The organism is Duganella aquatilis (genome assembly GCF_009674565.1).
GTDB lineage: Bacteria > Pseudomonadota > Gammaproteobacteria > Burkholderiales > Burkholderiaceae_D > Rugamonas > Rugamonas aquatilis.
The window spans coordinates 63,363-88,616 of record NZ_WKJL01000001.1 but is presented as its reverse complement, the minus strand read 5'-3'; the positions used below and the strand labels follow the sequence as shown (position 1 = coordinate 88,616).

Here is a 25,254-nt window from a genome sequence, read left to right as displayed (position 1 = left end):
GGCTTTAATCGTCGTCGTTGGGGTCGAGGCCCGGGAACATCACTTCCGTGAACCCGAACTTGGAGAAGTCCTTGATACGCATCGGGTACAGCTTGCCCAGCAGGTGGTCCACCTCATGCTGCACTACCCGCGCATGGAAGCCGTCGACCTCGCGCTTGATCGGCTGCTGATGCTCATCCACGCCCTCATAACGCAACCGCACGTAACGCGGCACGCTGCCACGCAAGCCCGGCACCGACAGGCAGCCCTCAAAGCCTTCTTCCATCTCGTCCGACAACGGCGTCAGCACAGGATTGATCAATACCGTTTCCGGCACCTGCGGCGCATCCGGGTAGCGCGCATTCTGCTTGAAGCCGAAGATCACCAGCTGCAAATTAACGCCGATCTGCGGCGCCGCCAGCCCGGCGCCGTTGGCCGCGTGCATGGTGTCGAACATATCGGCGATCAGCTCCTTCATCGCCGGCGTGTCGAACTCGGTCACCGGTTCGGCCACGCGCAGCAGACGCGGGTCGCCCATCTTCAGGATTTCTCGTACCGTCATTGTGCATCCCCCTTGATCTCGCATTGTATCTCGCGCAAAAACTGGCAATACTCGTCGCCGGTTTCCAGATGCTTGAGGCCCATCGCGGTGGTCGCCTTCAGGTAGCCCAGCTTGGAGCCGCAATCGTAGCGCGTGCCGTCGTACCGATAGGCCAGCACGCGTTCGTCCTGCATCAGCGCGGCGATGCCGTCGGTCAGCTGGATCTCGCCGCCCGTGCCTTTGCCGAGGTTTTCCAGGTAGTTGAAGATACGCCCGCTCAGCACATAGCGCCCCACCACAGCCAGCGTGGACGGCGCCACATCCGGCATCGGCTTCTCGACAATGCCCCGCACCACTTCCAGCTTCGGCTGATAAGCGCTGGCGCTGACGATGCCGTACTGGCGCGTGGCCGCGCGCGGCACGTCCTGCACCGCGAGGATGCTGGAGCCTTCGCGGGCATACACGTCGGTCATCTGCGCCAGCACCGGCTGGACGCCGTCGGCGGTGTCCATGAAATCGTCGGCCAGCAGCACGGCAAAGGGCTCGTCGCCCACCACCGGCCGCGCGCACAGCACCGCGTGGCCGAGGCCCAGCGGCGCCGACTGGCGGATGTAGATGCAGTGGACATGCTTGGGAATCACGTTCTGCACCAGGTCCAGCAGCTGCTGCTTGTTGGCCGCTTCCAGCTCAGACTCCAGCTCGTAGGCGGTGTCGAAATGGTCCTCGATGGCGCGCTTGTTACGGCCGGTGATGAACACCATCTCAGTGATGCCCGCCGCCACCGCCTCTTCCACCGCGTACTGGATCAGCGGCTTGTCGACGATGGGCAGCATCTCTTTCGGCTGCGCCTTGGTGGCGGGTAAAAAACGGCTACCGAGACCGGCCACCGGAAACACGGCTTTTCTAATTTTTGTCATGGTTATTTTTGTGCGAGGAGCGCCAGCAGGCCTGCTTCGTCGAGGACCGTCACTTCCAGTTCCTGCGCCTTGGCCAGTTTGCTGCCGGCGTCGGCGCCGGCAACCAGGTAATGCGTTTTCTTCGAGACCGAACCGGACACCTTGCCGCCTTCCGCCTCGATCAGCGCTGCGGCCTGGTCGCGGCCCATGGTCGGCAGCGTGCCGGTCAGGACGAAGGTCTTGCCGGTCAGGTGGCCTTCGGCGGCGACGGTTTCCGGCAGCTGCGCCAGCAGGTCGTTGCGCAGCAGGTGCAGCGCCTTGACCTGCGCGCGGTTGGCCGGTTCCGCCATCCATGCTTCCAGCGCATCCGACACCGTCGCCGGCAGGCCGAACACGTTGAACACCTGCAGATACGCCAGCGCTTCCAGCGTCACGCCTTCTTCCACCAGCTGCTTGCTGCGCGGTTCGGTCAGTTTCGGAATGCCCAGCGCGGCCATCAGCTGCACCGTATCCAGCTTGTCGCGCAGCTTGGCGCTTGGCGGATGCTCGCCTTTCGGCGCCACGCCGGCCGCCAGCAAGGCGTCGATGGCTTCCTGGTTTTTCGGTTCGGCGAAGAAGTCGGCGATCGATTCCGCCACCGTGCCGCCGATGTCGGGCAGCACGCGCAGCAGCGCGGCCGGCACGCGGCGGATCAGTTCAAAGCGGCCCAGCCACTCGGCCAATGTTTTGGCGGTCGATTCGCCGACGTGGCGGATGCCCAGCGCGAACAGCATGCGCTCCAGCGGCGGGTTCTTGCTGGCGGCGATGGCCTCCAGCAGATTGTCCGCCCACTTGGTGGCGATCTTGCCCTTGACCACAGTCTCCGGTGTGGTGCCGTCGCGTTCATCGGCCAGGCGCTTCATCTCCAGCAGGTCTTCCAGCTTGAGCGAGTAGAGGTCGGCCACGCGCTGCACCTTGCCCCATTCGACCAGGCTATCGATGTAGCGGTCGCCCAGGCCTTCGATGTCCATCATGCGACGGCCGGCGAAGTGGCGGATCGCTTCCTTGCGCTGCGCGGAGCAGAACAGGCCGCCGGAGCAGCGGGCGATGGCCTCGCCCTCTTCGCGCACCACGTGCGAGCCGCACACCGGGCAGGTCTTCGGCAGCACGTACGCTTCCGGTTCCGGCGACGGACGACGCTCCAGCACCACCGCCAGCACTTCCGGAATCACGTCGCCGGCGCGGCGCACGATCACCGTATCGCCGACGCGCACGTCCTTGCGGCGCACCTCATCTTCGTTGTGCAGCGTGGCGTTGGTGACGTTGACGCCGCCGACGAACACGGACGCCAGGCGCGCCACCGGCGTGATGGCGCCGGTGCGGCCGACCTGCACTTCAATCGCCTGCACCACGGTCAGCGCTTCCTCGGCCGGGAACTTGTGCGCCAGCGCGAAACGCGGCGCGCGCGAGACAAAGCCCAGCGTGCGCTGGTCCTGCAACAGGTTGGCCTTGTAGACCACGCCGTCGATCTCGTATGGCATGGCCGGACGGGCATCGCCGATCTGCTTGTAATAGGCCATCAGGCCATCGTAGCCGCGCACCACCGACGCTTCCTTCGCCACCGGCAGGCCCAGTTCGCGATACCAGTCCAGCAGCGCCGAATGCGACAGCGGCATCTCGGCGCCTTCCAGCGCGCCGATGCCGTAAGCGAAGAAACTCAGCTTGCGCGACGCGGTGATGCGCGAATCGAGCTGGCGCAGGCTGCCTGCCGCCGCATTACGCGGATTGACGAACTCCTTTTGCCCGGCCTCGCGCTGGCGCGCGTTCATCGCTTCGAAATCGCGCTTGAACATCAGCACCTCGCCGCGCACATCGAGGATGGCGGGCGGATGAGCGGTTTTCAGGCGCAAGGGAATGCTGCGGATGGTGCGGATATTGGCGGTGACGTCTTCACCGGTGTAGCCGTCGCCGCGCGTGGCCGCCTGCACCAGCAGACCGTCCACGTAGCGCAGATTGATCGCCAGGCCGTCGTATTTGACTTCGGCGGCGTATTCCACCAGCGCGGCCGTATCCAGGCCGTCGCGCACGCGGCGGTCGAAGTTTTCGATGTCTTCGTCGGTGAAGCCATTATTCAGCGACAGCATCGGCACCGTGTGCGTCACCTGTTCGAACTGCGGCAGCGGCGCCGCGCCGACGCGTTTGGTCGGCGAGTCATCCAGCGCCAGCGCCGGGTGTTCCTCTTCGAGCTTTTGCAGCTCGATAAACAGCTTGTCGTACTCCGCGTCCGGAATGGTCGGCGCGTCTTCCACATGATAGGCGTGCAAATGCCGGTTCAGCTCCGCGCTGAGTTGCTCGATGCGCGTTTTAAAATCTACCGTCATTGCTTTACCTTAGCTGAACAAACGCATTGCGCGGGTGGAGCCTGCCGGAATATCGGCATCGTTCATCTCGGCGTAGAAGTCCTGCACCTGGCCGGCGATTTCGGTCAGCGCCGCATCCGACAGCGGCTGGTTGTAATCGTCGACAATGGTGCCGTCCAGGCGCGCCATCAGGCCCCTGGCGCAAGCGACCATGGCGCCGAAGCCGTCGCGCGCCGGCGCCACGCATGGCACGTCCAGCAGCAGCGTCAGGCGCGCCGTGGTTTCCTCGGCCGGCGTCACATTGGTCGACAGCGAGAACAGGAAGCCGCCGTCGCCATCCGGCATCACGAAGCGGCCGTCCGGACGCACGTCGAAGCCCTGCTTCTCCAACGCGCCGATCAACGTGTTGATGGCCCATGGTGCGCCGTTGGTTTGCAGGTTGACGCCCAGCTGCGCGTCGTGCCCGGCGACGAAGCGGTGCAGATTGCGCGCTTCCGCCATGACCTCGATCATGTCCGGGATCACCGGCTCAGCGCCGATTTCGTCGGCCATGGCGCGCAGGCGCGTCACCAGTTCCGAGTATTCCAGTTCGTTCAGCGCGGTGCTGCGGCTGGCCAGCTGCACGCCGCCTTGCAGTTCGGTGTAGACGCCGCCGTGCACCACCGGTTCCCAGTCGCCGCTGACGGCCTTGCCGATGTAGTGCACCGGCTTGTTGCCGACCATGCGCAGGGTTTGCAGCACCGGCAGCAGCTTGTCGCCGCGCGCCGGGGTTTCCAGCGCCAGCGGCAGCAGGCAGTCGATCAGCGGATCGACCAGCGCCGTGGCCTGCTCCGCCGCCGCAGCCGAAGCAGCGTTGGCGCGTGCGGCCAGTTCATCCTCGCTCACGGTCAGCAGTGCGCCGTCATCGCTGGTGAAATCCGCGGCCAGCGCGCCGAGTGCGGCAGCGGCAGCCGAGGCTTCGCCGCCAGCCACGCCAGGCGCCGCGCCGTCGAGCGAGAAGCTCGGTTCCTGGCGCGCATGCGGCGTGGCAGGCGCGTTGGGCGTCGGCGTCAGCTGCGGCTCTTCGCCGCCGGTGCGCATCAGCACATCGTCATGGTCGGTCGAGAAGGCGCGTTCGACGCTCTTCTTGGCCTTGTATTCCTGGATTTTGTTGTACGTGAAGACGCCGGCGACAAACACGCCGGCGGCTGCGATTAAGCTGATTTGGAGATCTGTCATGCTGCTTGTGCCTCGGAAGCGAAGTTTGCGGCGGATTCCATATCCACCGCCACGATGCGCGATACACCCTGCTCCTGCATCGTCACACCGATTAATTGATTGGCCATCTCCATCGCAATCTTGTTGTGCGAGATGAAGAGGAATTGGGTATGTTCAGACATGCGTTTGACCATACGGCAGAATCGTTCGGTATTTGCGTCGTCCAGCGGCGCATCCACCTCGTCGAGGAGGCAGAACGGCGCGGGATTCAGCCGGAACATGGAGAACACCAGCGCGGTAGCCGTCAGCGCTTTCTCGCCACCGGACAGCAGGTGGATGGTGGCGTTCTTCTTGCCGGGCGGCTGGGCCATGACCTGCACGCCGGAGTCCAGAATTTCGTCGCCGGTCATGATCAGCTTTGCCTGGCCGCCGCCGAACAGGATCGGGAACAGTTCGGAGAAGTGGCCGTTGACGCGGTCGAAGGTGTCTTGCAGCAGGTCGCGCGTTTCCTTGTCGATCCGGGTGATGGCGTCTTCCAGCGTGTTGATCGCCTCGGTCAGATCGGCGTTCTGCGAATCGAGGAAGTTCTTGCGCTCGGACGCGGTGGCCAGTTCGTCCAGCGCCGCCAGGTTGACCGCGCCCAGCATCGAAATCGCATTGGTCAGGCGCGTGACCTCGCCCTGCAGATAGGACGCCTTCATGTCCGGATGCAGCTTCTCGGCCAGCGCCGCCTCGTCGGCCTGCACCTCGGCCAGCTGCGCCGCGAACTGCTCCTGGTTCAGGCGCGCGGCCTGTTCCTTCAGCTGCATTTCCATGATCTTGTCGCGCTGCGGTTGCAGCGCGCGCTCGGTCGACATGCGGCCTTCCTCGAACAGGCGCAGTTGCTGCGCGATCTGATCGAGTTCGTGGCGCGCGTCGGACAGCGCTTTCTCCTGTGCCGTGCGGCGGTCCAGCAGCTCCTGCAGGCCGTCGTTGCTCTCGCCGGCCTCCAGGCCTTCCAGCTCCATGCGGCCGGCTTCCATGCTCTCGGTGACCTGCGCCACCTGCGCGGTGGCGGTGGCGACGTTGCGGCGGAATTCTTCGATCTTGCTGCGCTGGGTCTTCTCGGCGAACTGCACTTCCTGCGCCGCGCGTTCCAGGTCGCGCAAGGCTTCGCGGGCGTCGGCCAGGCGCTGTTCCTTTTCCATAAAGTCGGTCTGGCCGTCTTCGTGCGTGCCTTGCAGGTTGCCGAGCTCCATATCCAGCTGCTCGAACTTCTCTTCCGATTCCAGCTTGATCTGGGTCTGCTCTTCTTCCTGCGCGGTGATCTCGGCCAGGTCGGTTTCGATCTGCGTGCTGCGCTGGTTGAAGCGCGCTTCGATCTCGGACAGCTTGACCACGTCCAGCTGCAGCGTGTGCACCGACTGCTGCAGGCTTTGCAGCTTGGCGCGGTATTCGGTCAGGCGGCGCGTCAGGTCCGACACGGCGGCATCCGCGCGCACCGAGCGCGAACGCGCTTCGTCGGCCAGCATCTGCTGCGCGCGCAGCTGCTTGGTGATGTTGTCGATTTCCTGCTGACGTCCGAGCATGCCGTCCTGCTCGGAATCGGCGGCGTAGAAGCGCACGCTGTTCTGCGTGACGACGTGGCCCTGGCGGGTGATGATGCTGCCGCCCGCAGGCAGCTTGGCGCGGTCGGCAAAGGCTTCGGCCGTGTCCTCGGCCATGTAGACGTTGTGCAGCCAGTCCTGCAACAGGCCGCGCAGGCCCGGATCGTTAATCTTCAGCAGGTTCAGGAAAGGCTTCAGGCCCGCCGCTTCCACCGGCGCCGGCGGCACGGCGGTGGACGGCGCGTACAGCGCCAGCTTGGCCGGCGGCGCATCGCTGAAGAAGGCCTTGGCCCATTCGATGTTCGACATTTGCAGCGCCGAGGTGCGCTCGCGCAGCACCGACTCCAGCGCCGGCTCCCAGCCCGCTTCGATATTCAGTTTCTGCCACAGGCGCGGCAGCGATTCCAGTTCGTGCTTTTGCAGCCACGGCGTGACCTTGCCCTGGGTTTGCACACGTTCCTGCAACTGGCGCAGCGCATTCAGGCGCGCTTCCAGCTGCGCGTTGGCGGCGGTCTCGGTGTTGACCTGCTGCTGCGCGTCCTGGCGTTCCTGCTCCAGCTTCGGCTGCTGTTCCAGCGCTTCTTCCAGCACGAAGCTCTGTTCTTCCAGCGCCTGCTGCTTCTCTTCCAGCTGCAAGCGCAGGTTGGACAGATGCGCGCTGTCCGGCAGGCTCAAACCGCTCTTTTCCTGCTGTAGGCGTTCGCGCCGCACGGCCAGGCCGTTGAGAATGTTGTTGGCGTTGCGCTGATGCGCGGATTCCAGCTCCAGCTGCTGCTGCGCCTGCATGATGCGCGAACGCGATTCGGTGCTGCGGGTCTGCGCTTCCTTCGACGCCTGTTCCAGCATCGGCAGCGACTCGGCCTTTTGCTCGGCCATGACCTGCGATTCCTCGACCTTGGCGCTCAGTTCTTCCAGGTTGAATTCGGCTTCCTCGATCTGCTCGCCGAATTCGGTGGCCTGGCGCTGCCACTGGTCGCGCTGCGCGGCCAGCGTGGCCAGCTGCGCCTGCAGGCGGCTGCGCGATTCGACCACGAATTTCATCTGCGCTTCCAGGCTGCCGATTTCGGCGTTGGTCTGGTACAGCGATCCCTGCGCCGTGTGCAGGCGGTCGCCGGCGGCGAAGTGCGACTGGCGCATCTGCTCCAGCGACAGCTCGACGTTGCGCAGCTTGGCGGTCTGCTCTTCCAGATCGTTCTGCGCCTGTTCGACTTCGCGGAAGTATTTCTTCTGCTCGTTCTCGGCTTCGATCTTGCGCAGCAGCCAGAGCAGCTTCTGCTTCTCTTCCTGGTCGGCTTGCAGCTGGTGGAACTTGGTCGCCACGGCGGCCTGGCCTTCCAGCTTTTCCAGATTGGAGTTCAGTTCGCGCAGGATGTCTTCCACGCGCAGCAGGTTCTCGCGCGTGTCGTGCAGGCGGTTTTCCGTTTCGCGGCGGCGTTCCTTGTACTTCGATACGCCGGCCGCCTCTTCCAGGAACACGCGCAGCTCCTCCGGGCGCGATTCGATAATCCGCGAGATCATGCCCTGGCCGATAATCGCATAGGCGCGCGGACCGAGGCCGGTGCCGAGGAAGATGTCCTGGATGTCGCGCCGGCGCACCGGCTGGCCGTTGATGTAGTAAGTGGAGGTGCCGTCGCGCGTCAGCGTGCGCTTGACGGCGATCTCGGCGTACTGGCCCCACTGCCCGGCGGCCTTGCCGGCGTTGTTGTCGAACACCAGCTCCACCGACGAACGGCCGGCCGGCTTGCGGTGCGTCGAGCCGTTGAAGATCACGTCCTGCATCGACTCGCCGCGCAGCTCGGAAGCCTTGGATTCACCCAGCACCCAGCGCACGGCGTCGATGATGTTCGACTTGCCGCAGCCGTTAGGACCGACCACGCCTACCAATTGACCCGGCACCTGGAAATTGGTGGGATCAACGAAAGACTTAAATCCCGACAATTTAATGGAAGATAGACGCACGTTGTTATCTGGTGGTTGGGCTGGAAAATTTCACAATAATACCATTTTGCGTATGATATCAGGCTGAAAACACAACACGCTGCACCATTGTCAACGCGTCTGCGGCCGGGGCGCGTGCCACATGGCGCGGGTGTACGGGTGGTCGCGGCCGGACAGGTAGAGCGCGGCCTTGGCAATCCACTGTTCGGCCGGCACCGGCTGGACGTGCGGCATCATCAGGAATATGGGCACGCACAGCAGCGCCAGGATGCGGCTCAAGGCCAGGTGATGCTCGCCGCTGGCATACCAGATGAAGGCGCCGGCCACGATCAGGCCCAGCAGACAGCCGGTCCAGGCCTCGGACGGCGAATGCGACTGGGTATAGATGCGCGACAGCGAAATCAGCACGGCCAGCAGCACGCCGGCGGTACTGCCCAATATCTGTGCCCAGGGCGGCGACGAACGGGTGATCAGGAAGCCGGCCACCGGGAAGACGGCCGACGCGCGCATCGCATGGCCGCTGAAGCCGGCGAAGTCCACCGACTGCACGCCGATGCCCCAGCCCATGAAGGCCATCTTGGTGATGACCACCAGCGCCATGCCGACGCCGTACAGCCCCACCCAGATGGCCGCCAGCCGCCAGGACTTGCCGGCCATCAGCCATACCACGATGGCGACACCAATCGGCCCGGTCACTGCCAGACTGCCGATCAAACTTAACCAATGCCAAATCATAACTGCGCACCTATCAATTCACGTGAACACATTCTAGCGATTATTGCAGCACCACAACAGTCAAGATCAGCTTAACAGTGGTGGCATTCTCGCAATTCCGATCACCTCGGCGCATGTCACATGATAACCAAAGGACGGCGCAAGGCGTTCAATTGTGCGCTGCGGATCGTTCCACCCGGCGTGCGGCCCGGTCAGCCGGCGGCGGCTGGCTGGGTGATGCTGGCGTCGTTGTCGGCGCTGCGGGACAGGGCCTGGGACAGGGCGACCGCGACCACGCCTTCGGTGCGCACCACCTGGGCGCTGCCTTCGCGGAAGCGCCGGGCCAGGTCGGCGCCGGACATCGAGAAGGCTTCCTGCCGCGCCGCCGTTGAGAAGATGTAGAGCGTGCGCTGGGGACTGATCCAGGCCAGCTTGACCTTGCGGCTGCTGCCATCCTCCTGTTCGAATTCCAGCCACATGCCGCGCGCCAGGCTGTCGACTTCGATGATGGCGTCTTCCTCTTCCGGCTCCGGCGCGGCCTGCCGCGCGGCTTCGGCGTCGGCCTTGGCTTGCAGCGCCAGCCGGCGTTCGGCGGCCTGTTGGGCGACCTGCATGGAGATTTCCACTTGCCGCTCGGGCGACATGTCCAGCGGCGCGCGCACGATGGAGGCGTGGCATTCGGCCAGTTCGGCAAAGAATTGCAGGCGGTCGGCGTCCTGCCACTTGATGACGTCCAGCCATTTGTTCAGCGCCGACAGCAGGCCGGGCAGCTTGGCGATCAATTGCTTGCGGTCGTCCGGCGTCAGTTTCGGCCGCACGCTCCAGATCAGCTCGTCCATAGCCCTGGTGGCGTTGTTGACGGCGCCGGGCTTGTCGTCTTCGATGCTGTAGGCGATGGTCAGCACCGATACCCAGCGCTGTTCGAGGAAGGCTTCGACCACGGCGATCACTTCGCCGGTACCGATGCGCAGCGCGACAGCGTTTTTGGCCAGCTTGTTCGACTCGGCCATTTTTTCCTGCTTGAGCGCGGCGGCGATCGGTGCGGCGATGGCGGCTGCGGCGGCCTTTTCCTCGGCCTGGATCGAGGCTTCCAGTTCGTTGACGGCTTCGGTGAACACCGACAGTTCCTGCTCGTAGTCGCGGCCGACGCGGTCGACGCTGCGCTGCATGGCCTGGAACAGCGGATCGTCCGGCCCCTTGCGCTGCTCCCAGCCCATGCGCGACAGCAGTTCCAGCAGGCGGCGCGCCGGGTGGGCTTCCTGGAAGAAGAAATTCTTGTCGACCAGTGCGGCTTTCAGTACCGGGATTTGCAGGAAGCGGATCAGCTCGCGGATTTCCGGCGAGATGCTCTGGTCGCGGAATACGGTGTCGAAGACGGCGGACAGCAGGTCGATGGTCGATTCATCGGCGCGCGTCAGGCTGCCTTCCGGCATGGTTTGCTTCAGGCTGGGCAGGTAGAAGACGTTGCTTGCCTGCGCCGGCGCGGCGCCGCCGCCCGACTCGAACGGGGCGGCTTTCTGCAGCGTGGCGAGGTAGGCCAGCAATGGCTGTCTGGCCTGCAGTTGCGCCGCGCGTTGCAGCTCTTCGTTGGGCACGGCGCCGACGTGGAAGCCCTGGGCCGCTCCTTGCGGCCAGCCGCCGGCCGGCATCGCCATCTGCCCGCCGCCCATTGCCAGCGCGCCGGCTGCCGGAGCGCCGCCGGTGAAGCCCGGCATCATCCCGCCCACCGCATGCACGCCGGGCTGGCCGACAAGCGGCGCGCCCGTGGCATGCGCGCCGTTCGGCGCCCACGTGCTGCCGGCCGACAGCACCGACGCCGGCAGATCCGGTATCGTCAAATCAACGCCGCCGCCCAGCATGCCGCTGGCAATGCCATCGACAATCTGCCCCGCCGCCGAACCGGCCACATCGCTGGACGCAAAAAACTGCCGCAACTGCTGCGCCAACGCCGCCTGGTTGGTACTGGCCTTGGCCGCCCCGCCATCCGCCTTGCGGCGCTTGTAGCCATCCACGCTGCCCGGCAACACGCCCTTGCTCTGCAAGGCCAGGCTCAAGGCCTCAAGCATCGGCCCCAGCGCGATGAACATGTCCGGCTTGATCCACGGCTGCAACAGCCCGGCCGATTCCTCCTCCGGATCAAACTCCGTCCACGCCTGCTGCAAGGCCTCCAGAAACACCGCCGGCCGGAACGGATTCTGGCTGACGCGCAGAATATCGCGCTCCAGCAAAAACGCCAGCCGCACATTCAGCGTCTGCAAGGCATCCGCATACTGCACCTCGAACGGTTTGCTGACGCCGCTTAAAGCGACCTTGCTGTCCATCTCCTCGAACGGCACCAGCGACAGCGGCTGGTCCGCGCCGCGCACCACCCGTTTGCCGGCCGGCGCCAATTCGGCGATCTCGCGCCGCAGCGCCTTCTCCAGCGTGCTGGTGGCCAGATGCAAAAACGCGAAATTGCGATTGCGCAGCAAATTGCCGGCGCGGACGCGCTGCTGGAACAAGCGCGTATCGCCATCGGTCGCATCGATCAGCGCGCCGGCCAGCCTGGCGGCCAGATCCAGATACTGATCGCCCGCATGCTTGACCGCGATGCCGATCAGCTCTTCCAGCAAAGCATGCCGCGGCGACACCGTCTTCTTCGGCGTGGCAAGCGTTGTTGGAGTTGCAACCATGGGCGTTCCTGCGGAGTCAATCAGCGTATCTCATCATTCTTACATGATATTTCCATCAAGCAATACCAAAGCACCAAGAATCTGCAATTTTTTGCGTATTTTGAGACGGCTCAACAGGCAAGGTTGCAGTTTCCCTAAGATAAAAAGCTCCCTTTCCTTCCATCAACCGCCACCAAGGATGCCCATGAAATTCCTGCACAACCTGGAAACGTCCCGCAAACTGTTGGCCGCCTTTGCCGTCGTGCTGAGCCTGACGGCGCTGGTGGGAATCAGCGCCCTGTCGCGCATCAGCGCCATCAACCGCGCCTCGGTCGAACTGAACGGCCAGTGGCTGCCGCAGACTATCGCAGCATTGTCTCGCCGCAACGAAACCCTGCTCAATGAAGGTGCGGCGCCATCGCTGGAAACCCAGTTGCAGCAGGCCAAGTCCCTGAACACCCAGTTGAGCCAATTGTTGGTCAGCGCCATCCAGTCCAGCCAGGAGGCAAGCAAACAGCAAGATGAATTGTACGCCGGCGCCCGCGTCACGACGTTCAGCCTGTTGTTTGCCGCCATCGCCGGCGGCGCCTTGCTGGCGCTGTGGACGGCGCGCTCGATCACCTCGCCGCTGCAGCACGCCATGCTGGTGGCGCAACGCATCGCCGGCGGCGACCTCGGCACCTGCATTCCGCCGCAGCCGGACAATCAGACCGGCAAGCTGCTGTGCGCCATGCAGCACATGAACGACAGCCTGCACGCCATCGTCAGCCAGGTGCAAAGCGGCGCAAGGGCGATCGGCGGCTCGGCGGCGGAGATTGCGGAGGGCAACCAGGATTTGTCGGCGCGCACCGAGCAGCAGGCGTCGGCGCTGGAACAAACGGCCTCTTCCATGGAACAGCTGACCGCCACCGTGCGCCAGAACGCCGGCCATGCAATGGAAGCCAACAAGCTGGCGCTGTCGGCGTCCGCCGTGGCGGTGCGCGGCGGCGGCGATGTGGCGCAGGTGGTCGGCACCATGGCGTCGATCAACGACAGCTCGCGCAAGATTGCCGAGATTATCGGCGTGATAGACGGCATCGCTTTCCAGACCAATATCCTGGCGCTGAACGCGGCGGTGGAGGCGGCGCGCGCCGGCGAACAGGGGCGCGGCTTTGCGGTGGTTGCGTCCGAGGTGCGCAACCTGGCGCAGCGTTCGGCGGCGGCGGCCAGGGAAATCAAGGCGCTGATCGACGATTCGGTCGACAAGGTGGCGCGCGGCACACAGCTGGCCGATCAGGCCCGCAAGACCATGGACGAGGTGGTCGGCAGCGTCAAGCAGGTGACCGGGCTGATCGGCGAAATCGCCGACGCCAGCGCCGAGCAGACCGCCGGGCTGGAACAGGTGAACCAGGCGATTGCCGCCATGGACCAGGCGACCCAGCAGAACGCGGCGCTGGTGGAACAGGCCACAGCCGCAGCCGCGTCGATGCGGGGTGAGACCGCCAAGCTGAGCGCGGCCATCAGCGTGTTTGCGGCCGATGAGGCGGCGTCGGCAGGCAACGCATCGGCCGTCGGGCCGCATGCGGCAGCGCGCAACGCCCTGCCCCAGCCGATGCGCGCCGTGCGCAAGGAGGTCGAATGGGAAGAGTTTTAAGCTGCCAGTGAGGCGTACTCCTACAGACCATCAGCACGAACTCCGATACCGGGCAGAAGCTCAAAAACGCATCATGGCGTCACCGGAAACGCCTCAGCCAACAAACGGCCGGGACGATTCTGGCGAGTACGTTCTTTTCACTTTAAAAAGGAAGCAACATGAACTCGAACCAAAAAGGCAGCAGCAGTAACCAGGGCTCGAAACAAGGCTCGAACCAAGGCAGCAAGCAATCGGGCAGTGCAGGTTCGTCCAGCGGATCGCGCAGCGATCAGCAAGGCGGCACCCGTGAGCAACAGATCGATGCTGGCCGTCAAAACCCTAAAAATGACGGCAACAAGCAATCCGGCAACCGCTAAGTAGACAATCAGCGGTAAATGCGGCGCCGTGCGCGCCGCATCGCTCCCTCATCAGATATTGGTCACCCGCTGGCCGCTGGGCGGCACGAAGTCTTCCACGCTGTTAATCATCCCTACCGTATGCGCCTGGGCCGCCGTCAAGTGCAGGTCCGAATATTCGTGCGTGCGCCATTGCTCATCAGACAGTTCCACGTGGCTGCGCAGGATTTGCTCGGTGCGCGCATCGTCCGCCTGCAAACCTTCGACGATGATGCGCAGCGCGTCCGGGCGGGCGCCGTGCGGCGCGCTGGCGTGCGACTTGTGCACCATGAAACGGGCGGTGTCGCTGGCATAGCGTTCGCTGCCCGAGAGAAACAGAATCACCGCGATCGACGCCACCGCGCCGGCGTTGTAGGTGACGATCTTGATCGGCAATTTGCTCAGGTAGTTGTACAGGCAGATGCCGTCGCTGACGTAGCCGCCGTTGGACTGAATCAGGATGTGGGCGGTGGTGATGCGGTCTTCGGTCATGTCGGCCACCGCGTCGAAGACGCGGCGCACCATGTCGCTGTTAACATCCCCGGAAAGCGTGAACCACGCATGTCCTTCGTAATTTGTATGATCTTGGCTCATGGCTGGGCTCTTGAATAAGTGTGATTTATTCTAGCAAATTGTCGCTATGGAAGCTTTTTTATTGCCCCATTCGTGCGCGGCCTCACGCTGGGCCGCAAGATTGACATTCAGGCCCTTCTGACATATATTCCCGAGTCTTGATCGGGAGAGGGCAAACTCGCGTTGCCGCCGAAGGGGCACTACCCACAAACTCTCAGGCAAAAGGACCGGTCAAGGGGCCAAGAATGGCTCAAACTCTGGAGAGAGATTGCATGGGCAATCCACCGAAGGGGCGTGCGGAAAGATCTTTCCGCTATCTCTCAGGTACCAAGGACAGAGGGGTTTGGAATATTAGTATTCCCTGTTAACCTCTTTTCGTTTGGACCGGACCATGACGCTCAAAGCTACCCCCCTCAATAACGCTCACCGCGCAGCCGGCGCCCGCATGGTCGATTTCGGCGGCTGGGACATGCCCGTCAACTACGGCTCCCAAATCGAAGAACACAACGCCGTGCGCACCGACGTCGGCATGTTCGACGTCGCCCACATGTGCGTGGTCGACATCAAGGGCGACAAGGTGCGCGCCTTCCTGCGCGGCCTGCTGGCCAACAACGTCGACAAGCTGCAGGTATCGGGCAAGGCGCTGTACTCGTGCATGCTGAATCCTGAAGGCACCGTCATCGACGACCTGATCGTCTACTTCATCAACGAGAGCTGGTTCCGCCTGGTGGTCAACGCCGGTACCGCCGAGAAGGACGTGGCGTGGATGCAGGCGCAGAACGACGCCACCGGCGCCGGCCTGACCATCACCCAGCGCCGCGACGGCGCCAACGCCATGGCGCTGATCGCCGTGCAAGGCCCGAACGCCCGCGCCAAGGTATGGGAAGTGATTCCTGAATCGAAGCAAGGCACCGCCGAAATGAAGCCGTTCAACGTCGCCTTCGCGCAAAGCGCCGCCTTCGGCGAGGCGATGATCGCCCGCACCGGCTACACCGGCGAAGACGGCTTTGAAATCGGCGTCGCCGCCGAGCAGGCCGAGAACCTGTGGAACGCGCTGGTCGCCGTCGGCGTCAAGCCTGCGGGCTTGGGCGCGCGCGACACGCTGCGCCTGGAAGCCGGCATGAACCTGTACGGCCAGGACATGGACGAAACCGTGAACCCGCTGGACGCCGGCCTGGCATGGACCATCGACCTGGTCTCCGAGCGCGACTTCATCGGCAAGGCCGCGCTGCAGGCCAAGGGCCAGAACAGCCAGTTCGTCGGCCTGATCCTGCGCGAAAAAGGCGGCGTGCTGCGCGCGCACCAGAAAGTCATCGTGGCCGGCACCGACGCCACCGGCGAGATCACCAGCGGCACCTTCAGCCCGAGCATGCAGCAGGCCATCGCCCTGGCGCGCGTGCCGAACGGCGTGAACGTCGGCGACACCGTGCATGTGGAAATCCGCGACAAGAAACTGGCCGCTTCTGTGGTTAAATTGCCGTTCGTCCGCAACGGCAAGATCCTGGCCGTTTAATTAAAATTTACCTCTCGATCCTTTTTGGAGCTTTACATGAACATTCCTGCAGACCTGAAGTACACCGAATCCCACGAGTGGGTACGCGCTGAAGCCGACGGCACTGTCACCGTTGGCATCACCGAGTACGCGCAGGACGCACTGGGCGACATCGTCTTCGTCGAACTGCCGAAAGTCGGCGACACCTACGAAGCCGGCAGCGACGCCGCCGTGGTGGAATCGGTGAAAGCCGCCAGCGACATCTACGCCCCGGTGGCCGGCGAAGTCGTGGCCGTGAACGAAGAAGTGGTCAACGCTCCGGAATCGATCAACGCCGACGCCTACGCCAACTGGCTGTTCAAGATCAAGCCTAGCGACGCCGCAGCCATCAACGGCCTGCTGGACGCTGAAGCCTACGGCAAAAACACCGGCGCCTAAATTCGAGCGCTCCGAGGCCAGCCCCGTGCTGGCCTTTTTGTATTCTCCTCTCTCGCCCTGACAAATCATGACCCGCACCAGCCTCTCCCAACTCGAAGCACGCGACGCCTTCATCGCCCGCCACATCGGCCCTGACGCCGCAGAACAGCAAGCCATGCTGTCGGTCCTCGGCTACGCCACCCGCGCCGCCCTGATCGACGCCATCGTGCCTGCCAACATCCGCAACACGGCCGCCCTGCCGCTGGGCGCCTACACGCAGCCGATGCCGGAAAACGAAGCGCTGAACAAGCTGAAAAAAATCGCGTCGAAGAACAAGGTGCTCAAGTCGCTGATCGGCCAGGGCTACTACAACACGCTGACGCCGAACGTCGTCCTGCGCAACATCTTTGAAAACCCGGCCTGGTACACCGCCTACACGCCATACCAGCCCGAGATTTCGCAAGGCCGCCTGGAAGCGATCCTGAACTTCCAGCAGACCATCACCGACCTGACCGGCATGGGCATCGCCAACGCGTCGATGCTGGACGAAGGCACCGCCGCCGCCGAAGCCATGACGCTGATCCAGCGCGTCAGCAAATCGAAATCGAACGTGTTCTACGTCGCCGACGACGTGCTGCCGCAAACCCGCGAAGTGATCGAAACCCGCGCCAAGCCGCTGGACATCACCGTCAAGACCTTCCACCCTGCCGAACTGGCCAGCGTGGGCGAATGCTTCGGCGTGCTGCTGCAATACCCGGGCGTGAACGGCAATGTGCGCGACTACAAGGCCGACGTCGAAGCCGTCAAGGCCAAGGGCGCGATGGTGGTTGCCGCCGCCGACCTGCTGGCGCTGACCATGCTGACGCCTCCAGGCGAATGGGGCGCCGACGTGGTTGTCGGCAACTCGCAGCGCTTCGGCGTACCGCTGGGCTTCGGCGGCCCGCACGCCGGCTACATGGCCACCCGCGACGAATTCAAACGCTCGATGCCAGGCCGCCTGGTGGGCGTGACCATCGACGCGCAAGGCAACAAGGCTTACCGCCTGGCCCTGCAAACCCGCGAGCAGCACATCCGCCGCGAAAAGGCCACCTCCAACATCTGTACCGCGCAGGTGCTGCTGGCGGTGATGGCGTCGATGTACGCCGTCTACCACGGCCCGCAAGGCCTGCAGCAGATCGCCAAGCGCGTGCACCGCCTGACCGGCGTGCTGGCCTCGAACCTGAAAACCCTGGGCTACACCGTCACCAACGACACCTGGTTCGACACCCTGACCGTGGCCGTGAAAAACGCCGAGCAGCTGCATGCATCGGCCCACTCGCACGGCGTCAACCTGCGCGTGATCGACGCTTCGCACGTCGGCATCTCGCTGGACGAAACCACCACCCGCGAAGACATCGCGCTGCTGTGGACCGTGTTCTCGCACCCGGTCGGCGGTCCTGCCCACGGCCCGGACTTCGACACCGTGGAAGCCGCCGTCGAGCGCTCCTTCCCTGATGCGGTGGCCCGTACCTCGGCCTACCTGAGCCACCCGGTGTTCAACCGCTATCACTCGGAAACCGAGATGCTGCGCTACCTGCGCTCGCTGGCCGACAAGGACTTGGCGCTGGACCGCACCATGATCCCGCTGGGTTCCTGCACCATGAAGCTGAACGCCACCAGCGAAATGATCCCGGTCACCTGGCCTGAATTCTCGACCATCCACCCGTTCGCGCCGGAAGCGCAGACCGTCGGCTACCGCGAAATGATCGCGTCGCTGGAAGAGATGCTGTGCGCGGTGACCGGCTACGCCGCCATCTCGCTGCAGCCTAACGCCGGCTCGCAGGGCGAATACGCCGGCCTGCTGGTGATCCAGGCTTACCACCAGTCGCGTGGCGAAGGCCATCGCAACATCTGCCTGATTCCATCGTCGGCGCACGGCACCAACCCGGCATCGGCCAGCATGGTCGGCATGCAGGTGGTGGTCACCGCCTGCGACGAAAACGGCAACGTCGACCTGGCCGACTTGAAAGCCAAGGCCGAGCTGCACTCGAAGAATCTGGCCTGCGTCATGGTCACCTACCCTTCGACCCACGGCGTGTTTGAAGAAGGCATCCGCGAGCTGTGCGAAATCATCCACAGCCACGGCGGCCAGGTCTACGTCGACGGCGCCAACATGAATGCACTGGTCGGCGTGGCCGCGCCGGGAGCGTTCGGCGGCGACGTCTCGCACCTGAACCTGCACAAAACCTTCTGCATCCCGCACGGCGGCGGCGGCCCTGGCGTCGGCCCGATCGGCGTTGGCGCGCACCTGGCCAAGTTCCTGCCGAACCAGCGTTCGAACGGCTACATCCGCGACAACGCCGGCATCGGCGCCGTCTCGGCCGCGCCATACGGCTCGGCGTCGATCCTGCCGATTTCGTGGATGTACATCGCCATGATGGGCGCGGAAGGCCTGACCGCCGCGACCGAAACCGCGATCCTGAACGCCAACTACATCGCCCGCCGCCTGTCGCCGCACTTCCCTGTGCTGTACTCGGGCCACGACGGCCTGGTGGCGCACGAGTGCATCATCGACCTGCGTCCGCTGCAGGATGCCACCGGCATCAGCAACGAAGACGTGGCCAAGCGCCTGATGGACTTCGGCTTCCACGCCCCGACCATGTCGTTCCCTGTGCCGGGCACGCTGATGATCGAGCCGACCGAGTCGGAATCGAAAGCCGAGATGGACCGCTTCATCGACGCCATGATCGCCATCCGCGGCGAGATCGCCAAAGTGGAAAGCGGCGAGTTCGACAAGCTGAACAACCCGCTGAAGTTCGCGCCGCACACCGCCGAAGTGCTGACGGCCGACGTCTGGGACCGCAAGTACTCGCGTGAAGTGGCGGCCTATCCGCTGCCATCGCTGCGCAAGCAGAAATACTGGCCGCCGGTCGGCCGCGCCGACAACGTCTACGGCGACCGTAACCTGTTCTGCGGCTGCGCGCCGATCAGCGACTACGAATAATCTCGTTTCGCCCGCAAAAGCCCGGCCGCGTGCCGGGCTTTTTTTTATTCAAATCGTTTGACACGCTTACACCTGTCAGATATTCTTTACACATGAAATCTAAACATCTCACAGGCGATCAGTTGCTGGCGGCGCTTTCGGCGCTGTCCAATCCGCATCGCTTGCGGGTGGTGGCGGCGCTGGCGGCTGGTGGACGCAATTACGTCAGCCAGCTGGCGCGCGAGTTGAATATCAGCCGCCCCTTGCTGCACCTGCATTTGCAGAAGCTGGAAGAAGCGGGCCTGGTCACCAGCCAGCTGGAACTGTCGGCCGACGGCAAGGCGCTGAATTTTTTCGAGGCCGCGCCGTTCGCCATCGACCTCACCCCGGCCATGATCGCCGAAGCAGTACGTACCCTGACCACCAATCCTGAAAAGTAGAGGCTTACGATGTCCGAAAATATTTACCTGCTTACCCTGCTGATGCCGCTGGGGACCATCTTCCTGATCTTCTTCCTGCGCTCGCGCACCGCCATCAGGAAGGCGCAGCTGGAGGCCGAGGGCAACGAGGCCTACCGCCTGCTGGCGGAACGCGCCGTCGCCGTGCAGGAGCAAAACGCCGCCGCGCTGGCCGACCTGAAGGCGCGCATCGCCGCCATCGAGACCATACTGAAGCAAGTCGAGTAACTCCACCCACACCGAGGAGCATCACCATGCCGCAAGTGTCGCTGTTTCGCCTGTATTCGCTGAGAGCCGTATATTTGATTATTGCGCTGGGACTGGCGCTGGTGGTGTGGCCGAGCGTGATCCAGCACGCCGAGCCGTGGGGCCTGTCGCAGGGCGTGGTGAAGTGCATGCTGGCCGCCTTCAGCCTGCTGTGCGTGATCGGCATCCGCTATCCGCTGCAGATGCTGCCGGTGCTGTTCTGGGAACTGGCGTGGAAGTCGATCTGGCTGCTGATCGTCGCCCTGCCCGCCTGGCAAAGCGGCGCGATGGACGACAGCATCATGGGCACCGCGATGGAATGCATGGTCGCCATCATCATCCCGCTGGCCATGCCGTGGCAGTACGTTGTCGCCCGCTACATCCGCCAGCCCGGCGACCGCTGGCGCGCCGCCTAACTGCGCACCGAGGCCAGTCGCAATCGCACCACGCGCGGGCTGCCGGCGGGACGGCTGGCGTCCGGCGGCTCCGCGCCTTCGTCCAGCTTGAAGATGGCCACCGCCTGCGACAGATACAGCGCCTGCCGCTGCAAACTGCTGGCGGCGGCAGCAGCCTGCTGCACCAGCGCCAGATTCTGCTGCGTGACCTGATCCAGGCTGACGATCGCCTGCTGCACGCCGAGCACGCCCTGCGCCTGCTGCGCGCTGGCGTCGCCGATCTGGCCGATGATGTCGCCCACCCGGCGCACGGTCGAGACAAGCTCCGTGATGCTGCCGCCGGCTTCCTCCACCGAACGCGCGCCGCTGTCGATGTGGGCCGCCGATTCCTCCATCAGCAGCCGGATTTCCTGCGCCGCCGACGTCGAGCGCTGGGCCAGCGTGCGCACCTCGCCCGCGACCACGGCGAAGCCCTGCCCCTGTTCGCCCGCGCGCGCCGCCTCCACCGCCGCACTCAAGGCCAGCATATGCGTCTGCACCGCCAGGCCGTCGATGACGCCGACGATTTCCACCACCCGCCGCGAGCTGCCGCGAATCGACGCCATGGTGACCACCAGCCGCTGCACCACGTTGCCGCCGCGCGCCGCAAAGCTGTTGGCGCATTGCGCCAGCTGACCTGCCAGTGCGGCGTGCGTGGCGGCTTCCGACACCTGCGCGCCAAGTTGACGCGCCACGCCGCCGGCTTCCTCCAGCGTGCCGGCCTGCGTGTAGCTGCGCCGCGTCAGCGCCGAATTGCCCTGGGCGATATCGCGCGAGGCGCGGTCGATCGACTGCGCCGACGCCAGGATGGTCTTCAAGGTGGTGTTCAGGTTGCGGATGCTGGTGTCCAGCGCGCGCGAGGTGTCGGCGATTTCGTCCTTGCCGTAGACGCGCTGGCGCACCGTCAGGTTGCCTTCGGCCAGATCCACCGCCGCCGCGCCGATCTCGCGCACGTCCTTCAGCATGGCGTTGCGCACGGCCATCGTCACCAGCAGCGACAGCGCGATCGACAGGGCCACGATGATCGGCATCCAGGTCGACAGGATGCGGAAGTCGCTCTCCGCATCGGCGTAGGCGCGTTCGCTCAGCGACTGTTCCAGTCTGGCCAGTTCCTCCAGCCGCAGCGCCACCACGTCGAACGCCCGCTCGGCCTTGGCCATGGCGTTGGCGGCGATCGACTGGTCGGCCATGGCCAGTTCGATCACGTCTTCCATCGCCTTGACGTACACCGCATGCGCGGCCTGCGACTGCACCACGAAGCGCCGCTCGGCCGGACTCGATTGCGTCGCCATTTCCAGCTGCGCGAACTGGCGGTCCAGCGCCGCGTGGCGCACATGCAGGTCGCGCACCAGCGCATCGACGCGCGGCGCGGAGAAGCTGCCGCTGATCCAGGTCAGCAGCTGATAGATTTCGGTATGCGCCTTGTGCGCGCTGGCGACCAGGTCGGCCGCCGCCTTCAGCCGCACGGCGCGCTGCTGCACAATGTTGTCGAGCGACTGGTTCTGCCGCAGCAGGCCAAGGTAGGCGCCGGCCGACAGCACGGTCAGCAGGATCAGCACCACGCCCGGCGCCAGCAGCAGCTTTGGCCCGATGCGCAGCTTGCTGAGCATATGTTGGAGTAGGTGCAGCACGGCGGCTCAGCGTGAGCGGATGCCGGCGTACGGCGCTTTCAGCAGGTCCTGATGGAGCCGCGCTATGCAGCGCGTCGGCAAAGCGATTATGATCCAAGCACGCATGATGTCCCCCGGCAGCTAGAACCTGTAATCTACGCTGGCTGCCGCAAGGCAATCTTGCGCTCGGTCAATCCGCACAAAGTAACAACAGGAGCAACATGAAAGCATCGATCAAGGCAGCCCTCATTTCCGCTTTGCTGTTTCCCGGACTGGGTCACCTGGCATTGCGGCCGCGCCGCACCGGGCGCGGCATGCTGTTCCTGCTGCCGACCGCTGCCGCCGCGCTGTACTTGCTGAGCACCATGCTGCACCTGGTGTATCAATTGCAGGACGAACTCGACAGCGGCAAGCTGGCGCTCGATCCGATCGTCATCCTGCAACGCGTCCACGCGGCCGGCATCGACAACGCCGCCACCAACCTGGCGGCGGCCGTGCTGCTGGTCGGCTGGATCGGCGCGCTGCTGGATGTGCTGTGGCTGGGCAAGCGCGACTAGACCGCCAACCGTCCGGCCGGCAGCACCGGCGGCAAAGCCATCAGCTTGCGCCAGGCCAGCGCCACGCGGATGACGGCGCCGATGCCCAGCAGGCATCCCGCCTGGTACCACGGGAAGGTGGATTGAATCCGGTTCAACACCATCGCGACCAGAAAGCCCAGCACGATCAACATCAGCAGCAGGCTCCGGTTGAGACCGCCCGCATGCGGACGCTTGACGGCGTAGTTGTCCAGCAGTGAGACCGCGCTCCAGAGGAAGGCCATGGCGATGGCGAAGTTAATGCCGCGCAAGGCCAAGTGGCCCAGCATGAAGGAATCCAGGCAGGTGACGCAAGCCACCGAAGCCAGCCAGACGCCCAGGAAGCGGCGCAGCAGCGTCCGCCCCAGCAGACGATTGATGCGGGCGCCGGCGGGCGCGCCGGGCGTCATCAGATACAGGCGCTGTTCGGCGCCGTGGCGGGTGATGCTGTCGGCGACGCTCGTCACGTACATGCCCGCCACGCCCAACAAGATCATCCCGGTCCACGGCAGCACAATCTTGTCGTCGCCATCAATCATCGCATATGCCGACGGCAGCAACGCCAGCACCGTCGCCGCCAGCAAAAAGATGAGGTTGCTGCCGCCATGCGCTGCCGGGCCCAGAACATGCATCAACATGCGTTCAGGCTGGGTGCCGGCGCGGCTGTCGCGCCGCAGCGCGACGCCGTAAAAGGTGCGCAACAGCTGCTGCCAGCGCGTCGGCAACTGCACGGCGGACGACGGCGGCGCGTTGCCGTGCAGCGCCGCCTGGCATTTCGAAAAGTGGTGATACCAGGCCCAGTGCCGGTCGCCGCCCCGGGGCAGCAGCTGGAACAGCCCCCAGCCGATCAGCGGCAGGAGCAGCAGCATGCCGGCGGCGGTCACCAGCGGTTCGTTCAAGACATCGATCAGTCCCTTCAAGGTGTTGAAGGCAAACTGCACGCCGAAGGGAATCAGCAACGCCATCCCCCAGGCCAGCATGTTGAACCGCTGCGTCAGGATGGCCACCGTGGTGACCAGGGTGGCGGCCAGCAGGCCGTAACCGCCATGGCCGAAAGCGAAATGCGCAATCACGGCAAACACCAGCGTGTTGGCGGCATACAGCGCGGCTGTCAGCCGGATCAGGCGCTGGCGCAGCTGCGGTACCAGGCCGGAGAGTTCCGGCCGGTTCTGCTTGATGGCGCTGCGGACGAAAGCGCCGCACCACATCTGGCACATGCCCCACAGCACGCACAGCATCAGCAGCTTGTAGGGGCTAAAACGTGCAGTGTTGTGCATGATGAACAGAAACCCCTCGGTGCCGAGAAGCGCCAGACTCATGCGCTTCATGGAGCGGTAGCTGCCCACGTCATTGAGCACCTGCGCCAGCAGCTGGCCATAGCCACGACGGACGGCGGCGTTCACTTGGTCACCTCGACAAACAAGTCTTCCAGGCTGAGATTCTTTCCTTCCAGCAATTCATCCAGCGCACCTTGCAGGACGATTTTGCTGCCCTGCAGGAAAGCCACGTCCAGCGCCACCCGTTCCAGGTCGGACAGGATGTGGGTGGAGAAAATCACCGTGGTGTCGCGCTCGATGACGTCGTTGATCAGTTCCTGCAGAAAATCGCGGCGGCCGACCGGGTCCAGGCTGGCGACCGGCTCGTCGAGCACCAGCAATTGGGGATCGTGGGCCAGCGCGCGGATGATGGACAGGCGCTGCCGTTCGCCGCCGGATAGGGTGCTGATCTGCTTGCGGGCGGCGTCGCCGTGGAAGCCCCAGCGCTGCAACAGGCCATCGACCTTGACCTGATTCCAGCGCGGATAGAGCGCCTTGAAATAGTCCAATAGTTGCAAGGGCGTCAACCATTCGAACAAATCGGATTTCTGCGGCACGTAGCCGATCCGGGCGCGGACTTCGTCGTTCAGCGCCGTTGCCGGCTGGCCGAACAGCGTGCTGCTGCCGCCGTCGACGTCGCGCAGGCCCAGCAGGCATTCCAGCAGCGTCGATTTGCCGGCGCCATTCCGGCCTAATAAACCAATGACCTTGCCCTGCTCAATCGACCAATTCACGCCCTGCAACACCTGCTGCTTGCCGAAGTTTTTATGTAAATTGGCGATCTCGACGACATTAGGCTTCATTTATTTTCTCCAAGAATATTCTTAAATAGTTTTAAAACAGCTTCATCATCCAGTCCCAATTGGCGGGCTTCGGCGGCGGCGCGTTCCAGCGTGGGTCTTAACAGATTTTCTTTTCCTTGCGGCTTTTCGCCGTCGGCCACCAGCATGCCGACGCCGCGTGCCCGTGTTAATAGCCCTTCCGTTTCCAGCATGTTATAAGCCTTGGAAACCGTCATGGGATTGACCGCCAAAGCCAATGCCACTTCGCGAACCGACGGCAATACATCGCCGGGTTTTAAGGCGGCAGCAGCAATTAAGCGCCGCACCTGCTCGATTAACTGGCGATAAATAGGATCGGACGAGCCGGTCGCTATGGAGAACAATGAAGCCGTATGCGCAGCCATGGAAGTCATATTGGTGTATTAGTTGATTAATACAGTAAACATCATCCATGACCTTGTCAAGCAGTGTTTTCATTTCCCGCCAGGAGTTGGCGGGAACGTGCCAAGTGTTGGCTTGACTGCACGGGGTTGCGTGCGCT

At 64.1% G+C, this 25,254-nt stretch carries 21 protein-coding genes and 2 riboswitches; of the genes, 9 read left to right on the top strand and 12 right to left on the bottom strand.

Translation table 11 applies throughout. The annotated features are described in order from the left end of the window. Positions 1-4 precede the first annotated feature (4 nt). From def to GJ698_RS00380, 7 genes are all read right to left on the bottom strand, one after another. Positions 5-541 carry a peptide deformylase gene (gene def / locus GJ698_RS00410; RefSeq protein ID WP_154355624.1) on the bottom strand — a complete coding sequence of 179 codons (537 nt, stop codon included), beginning with the start codon at positions 539-541 and terminating at the stop codon, positions 5-7. Beyond that, positions 538-1,437 carry a UTP--glucose-1-phosphate uridylyltransferase GalU gene (gene galU, locus GJ698_RS00405; RefSeq protein ID WP_154355623.1) on the bottom strand — a complete coding sequence of 300 codons (900 nt, stop codon included), beginning with the start codon at positions 1,435-1,437 and terminating at the stop codon, positions 538-540. The genes def and galU overlap by 4 nt, the downstream gene beginning before the upstream one ends. A 2-nt stretch (positions 1,438-1,439) precedes the next feature. Then, the gene (ligA, locus tag GJ698_RS00400) at positions 1,440-3,776 is read right to left on the bottom strand and encodes an NAD-dependent DNA ligase LigA (RefSeq protein WP_154355622.1); all 2,337 of its coding nucleotides are present in this window, start codon (positions 3,774-3,776) and stop codon (positions 1,440-1,442) included. 9 nt (positions 3,777-3,785) lie between these two features. Next, positions 3,786-4,973 carry a cell division protein ZipA C-terminal FtsZ-binding domain-containing protein gene (locus GJ698_RS00395; protein WP_154355621.1) on the bottom strand — a complete coding sequence of 396 codons (1,188 nt, stop codon included), beginning with the start codon at positions 4,971-4,973 and terminating at the stop codon, positions 3,786-3,788. After that, positions 4,970-8,497, bottom strand: a complete 3,528-nt coding sequence (smc, locus tag GJ698_RS00390) for a chromosome segregation protein SMC (protein WP_371865080.1) — start codon at positions 8,495-8,497, stop codon at positions 4,970-4,972. Before smc ends, GJ698_RS00395 begins: the two co-directional genes overlap by 4 nt. Before the next feature lie 90 nt (positions 8,498-8,587). Further along, entirely contained in the window at positions 8,588-9,172 is a 585-nt protein-coding gene (locus GJ698_RS00385; protein ID WP_371865079.1) for a phosphatase PAP2 family protein, read from the bottom strand. Positions 9,173-9,402: 230 nt separating this feature from the next. Further along, positions 9,403-11,862, bottom strand: a complete 2,460-nt coding sequence (locus tag GJ698_RS00380; RefSeq protein ID WP_154355619.1) for a DUF1631 family protein — start codon at positions 11,860-11,862, stop codon at positions 9,403-9,405. Positions 11,863-12,046: 184 nt separating this feature from the next. Here GJ698_RS00380 and GJ698_RS30710 point away from each other — a divergent pair, with 184 nt between their 5' ends. Beyond that, positions 12,047-13,474 (top strand): methyl-accepting chemotaxis protein, encoded by a 1,428-nt coding sequence (locus GJ698_RS30710; RefSeq protein WP_166454765.1) that lies wholly within the window; start codon positions 12,047-12,049, stop codon positions 13,472-13,474. 158 nt (positions 13,475-13,632) lie between these two features. Beyond that, positions 13,633-13,830, top strand: coding sequence for a hypothetical protein (locus GJ698_RS00370; protein ID WP_154355617.1), 198 nt, complete (start codon positions 13,633-13,635; stop codon positions 13,828-13,830). Between the two features lie 51 nt (positions 13,831-13,881). On the opposite strand, the gene GJ698_RS00365 is transcribed toward GJ698_RS00370, so the two are convergent. Then, positions 13,882-14,442 carry an ATP-dependent Clp protease proteolytic subunit gene (locus GJ698_RS00365; protein WP_154355616.1) on the bottom strand — a complete coding sequence of 187 codons (561 nt, stop codon included), beginning with the start codon at positions 14,440-14,442 and terminating at the stop codon, positions 13,882-13,884. 132 nt (positions 14,443-14,574) lie between these two features. After that, a riboswitch (glycine riboswitch) is annotated at positions 14,575-14,661 on the top strand. A 7-nt stretch (positions 14,662-14,668) separates the two neighbouring features. Beyond that, a riboswitch (glycine riboswitch) is annotated at positions 14,669-14,768 on the top strand. 44 nt (positions 14,769-14,812) lie between these two features. Here GJ698_RS00365 and gcvT point away from each other — a divergent pair. The 6 genes from gcvT to GJ698_RS00335 all read left to right on the top strand — a co-directional run bounded on the left by gcvT (position 14,813) and on the right by GJ698_RS00335 (position 20,412). Then, positions 14,813-15,934, top strand: a complete 1,122-nt coding sequence (gene gcvT / locus GJ698_RS00360; RefSeq protein WP_154355615.1) for a glycine cleavage system aminomethyltransferase GcvT — start codon at positions 14,813-14,815, stop codon at positions 15,932-15,934. A gap of 36 nt (positions 15,935-15,970) precedes the next feature. Beyond that, the gene (gene gcvH / locus GJ698_RS00355; protein WP_154355614.1) at positions 15,971-16,351 is read left to right on the top strand and encodes a glycine cleavage system protein GcvH; all 381 of its coding nucleotides are present in this window, start codon (positions 15,971-15,973) and stop codon (positions 16,349-16,351) included. Between the two features lie 67 nt (positions 16,352-16,418). Beyond that, entirely contained in the window at positions 16,419-19,313 is a 2,895-nt protein-coding gene (gene gcvP / locus GJ698_RS00350; protein WP_154355613.1) for an aminomethyl-transferring glycine dehydrogenase, read from the top strand. 92 nt (positions 19,314-19,405) lie between these two features. Then, a complete protein-coding gene (locus tag GJ698_RS00345; protein ID WP_154355612.1) occupies positions 19,406-19,732 on the top strand; it encodes an ArsR/SmtB family transcription factor in 327 nt (108 codons plus the stop codon). A gap of 9 nt (positions 19,733-19,741) precedes the next feature. Continuing rightward, a complete protein-coding gene (locus GJ698_RS00340; RefSeq protein ID WP_154355611.1) occupies positions 19,742-19,978 on the top strand; it encodes a hypothetical protein in 237 nt (78 codons plus the stop codon). Positions 19,979-20,004: 26 nt separating this feature from the next. After that, positions 20,005-20,412, top strand: a complete 408-nt coding sequence (locus tag GJ698_RS00335) for a hypothetical protein (RefSeq protein ID WP_154355610.1) — start codon at positions 20,005-20,007, stop codon at positions 20,410-20,412. On the opposite strand, the gene GJ698_RS00330 is transcribed toward GJ698_RS00335, so the two are convergent. Then, a complete protein-coding gene (locus GJ698_RS00330) occupies positions 20,409-22,061 on the bottom strand; it encodes a methyl-accepting chemotaxis protein (protein WP_371865078.1) in 1,653 nt (550 codons plus the stop codon). The two genes, GJ698_RS00335 and GJ698_RS00330, sit on opposite strands and share 4 nt — an antisense overlap. 200 nt (positions 22,062-22,261) lie before the next feature. Between GJ698_RS00330 and GJ698_RS00325 the strand changes: the two genes are divergently transcribed. Next, positions 22,262-22,597 carry a hypothetical protein gene (locus GJ698_RS00325; RefSeq protein ID WP_154355609.1) on the top strand — a complete coding sequence of 112 codons (336 nt, stop codon included), beginning with the start codon at positions 22,262-22,264 and terminating at the stop codon, positions 22,595-22,597. Here the strand turns inward: GJ698_RS00325 and GJ698_RS00320 are convergent. The 3 genes from GJ698_RS00320 to GJ698_RS00310 are packed head-to-tail and all read right to left on the bottom strand — an operon-like array spanning position 22,594 to position 25,117. Continuing rightward, a complete protein-coding gene (locus GJ698_RS00320) occupies positions 22,594-24,018 on the bottom strand; it encodes a hypothetical protein (protein ID WP_154355608.1) in 1,425 nt (474 codons plus the stop codon). The genes GJ698_RS00325 and GJ698_RS00320 overlap by 4 nt on opposite strands. After that, positions 24,015-24,734, bottom strand: coding sequence for an ABC transporter ATP-binding protein (locus tag GJ698_RS00315; protein ID WP_154355607.1), 720 nt, complete (start codon positions 24,732-24,734; stop codon positions 24,015-24,017). Before GJ698_RS00315 ends, GJ698_RS00320 begins: the two co-directional genes overlap by 4 nt. Beyond that, on the bottom strand, positions 24,731-25,117 hold the full coding sequence (locus tag GJ698_RS00310) for a GntR family transcriptional regulator (protein WP_154355606.1): 387 nt from the start codon (positions 25,115-25,117) through the stop codon (positions 24,731-24,733). Before GJ698_RS00310 ends, GJ698_RS00315 begins: the two co-directional genes overlap by 4 nt. Positions 25,118-25,254: the final 137 nt, after the last annotated feature.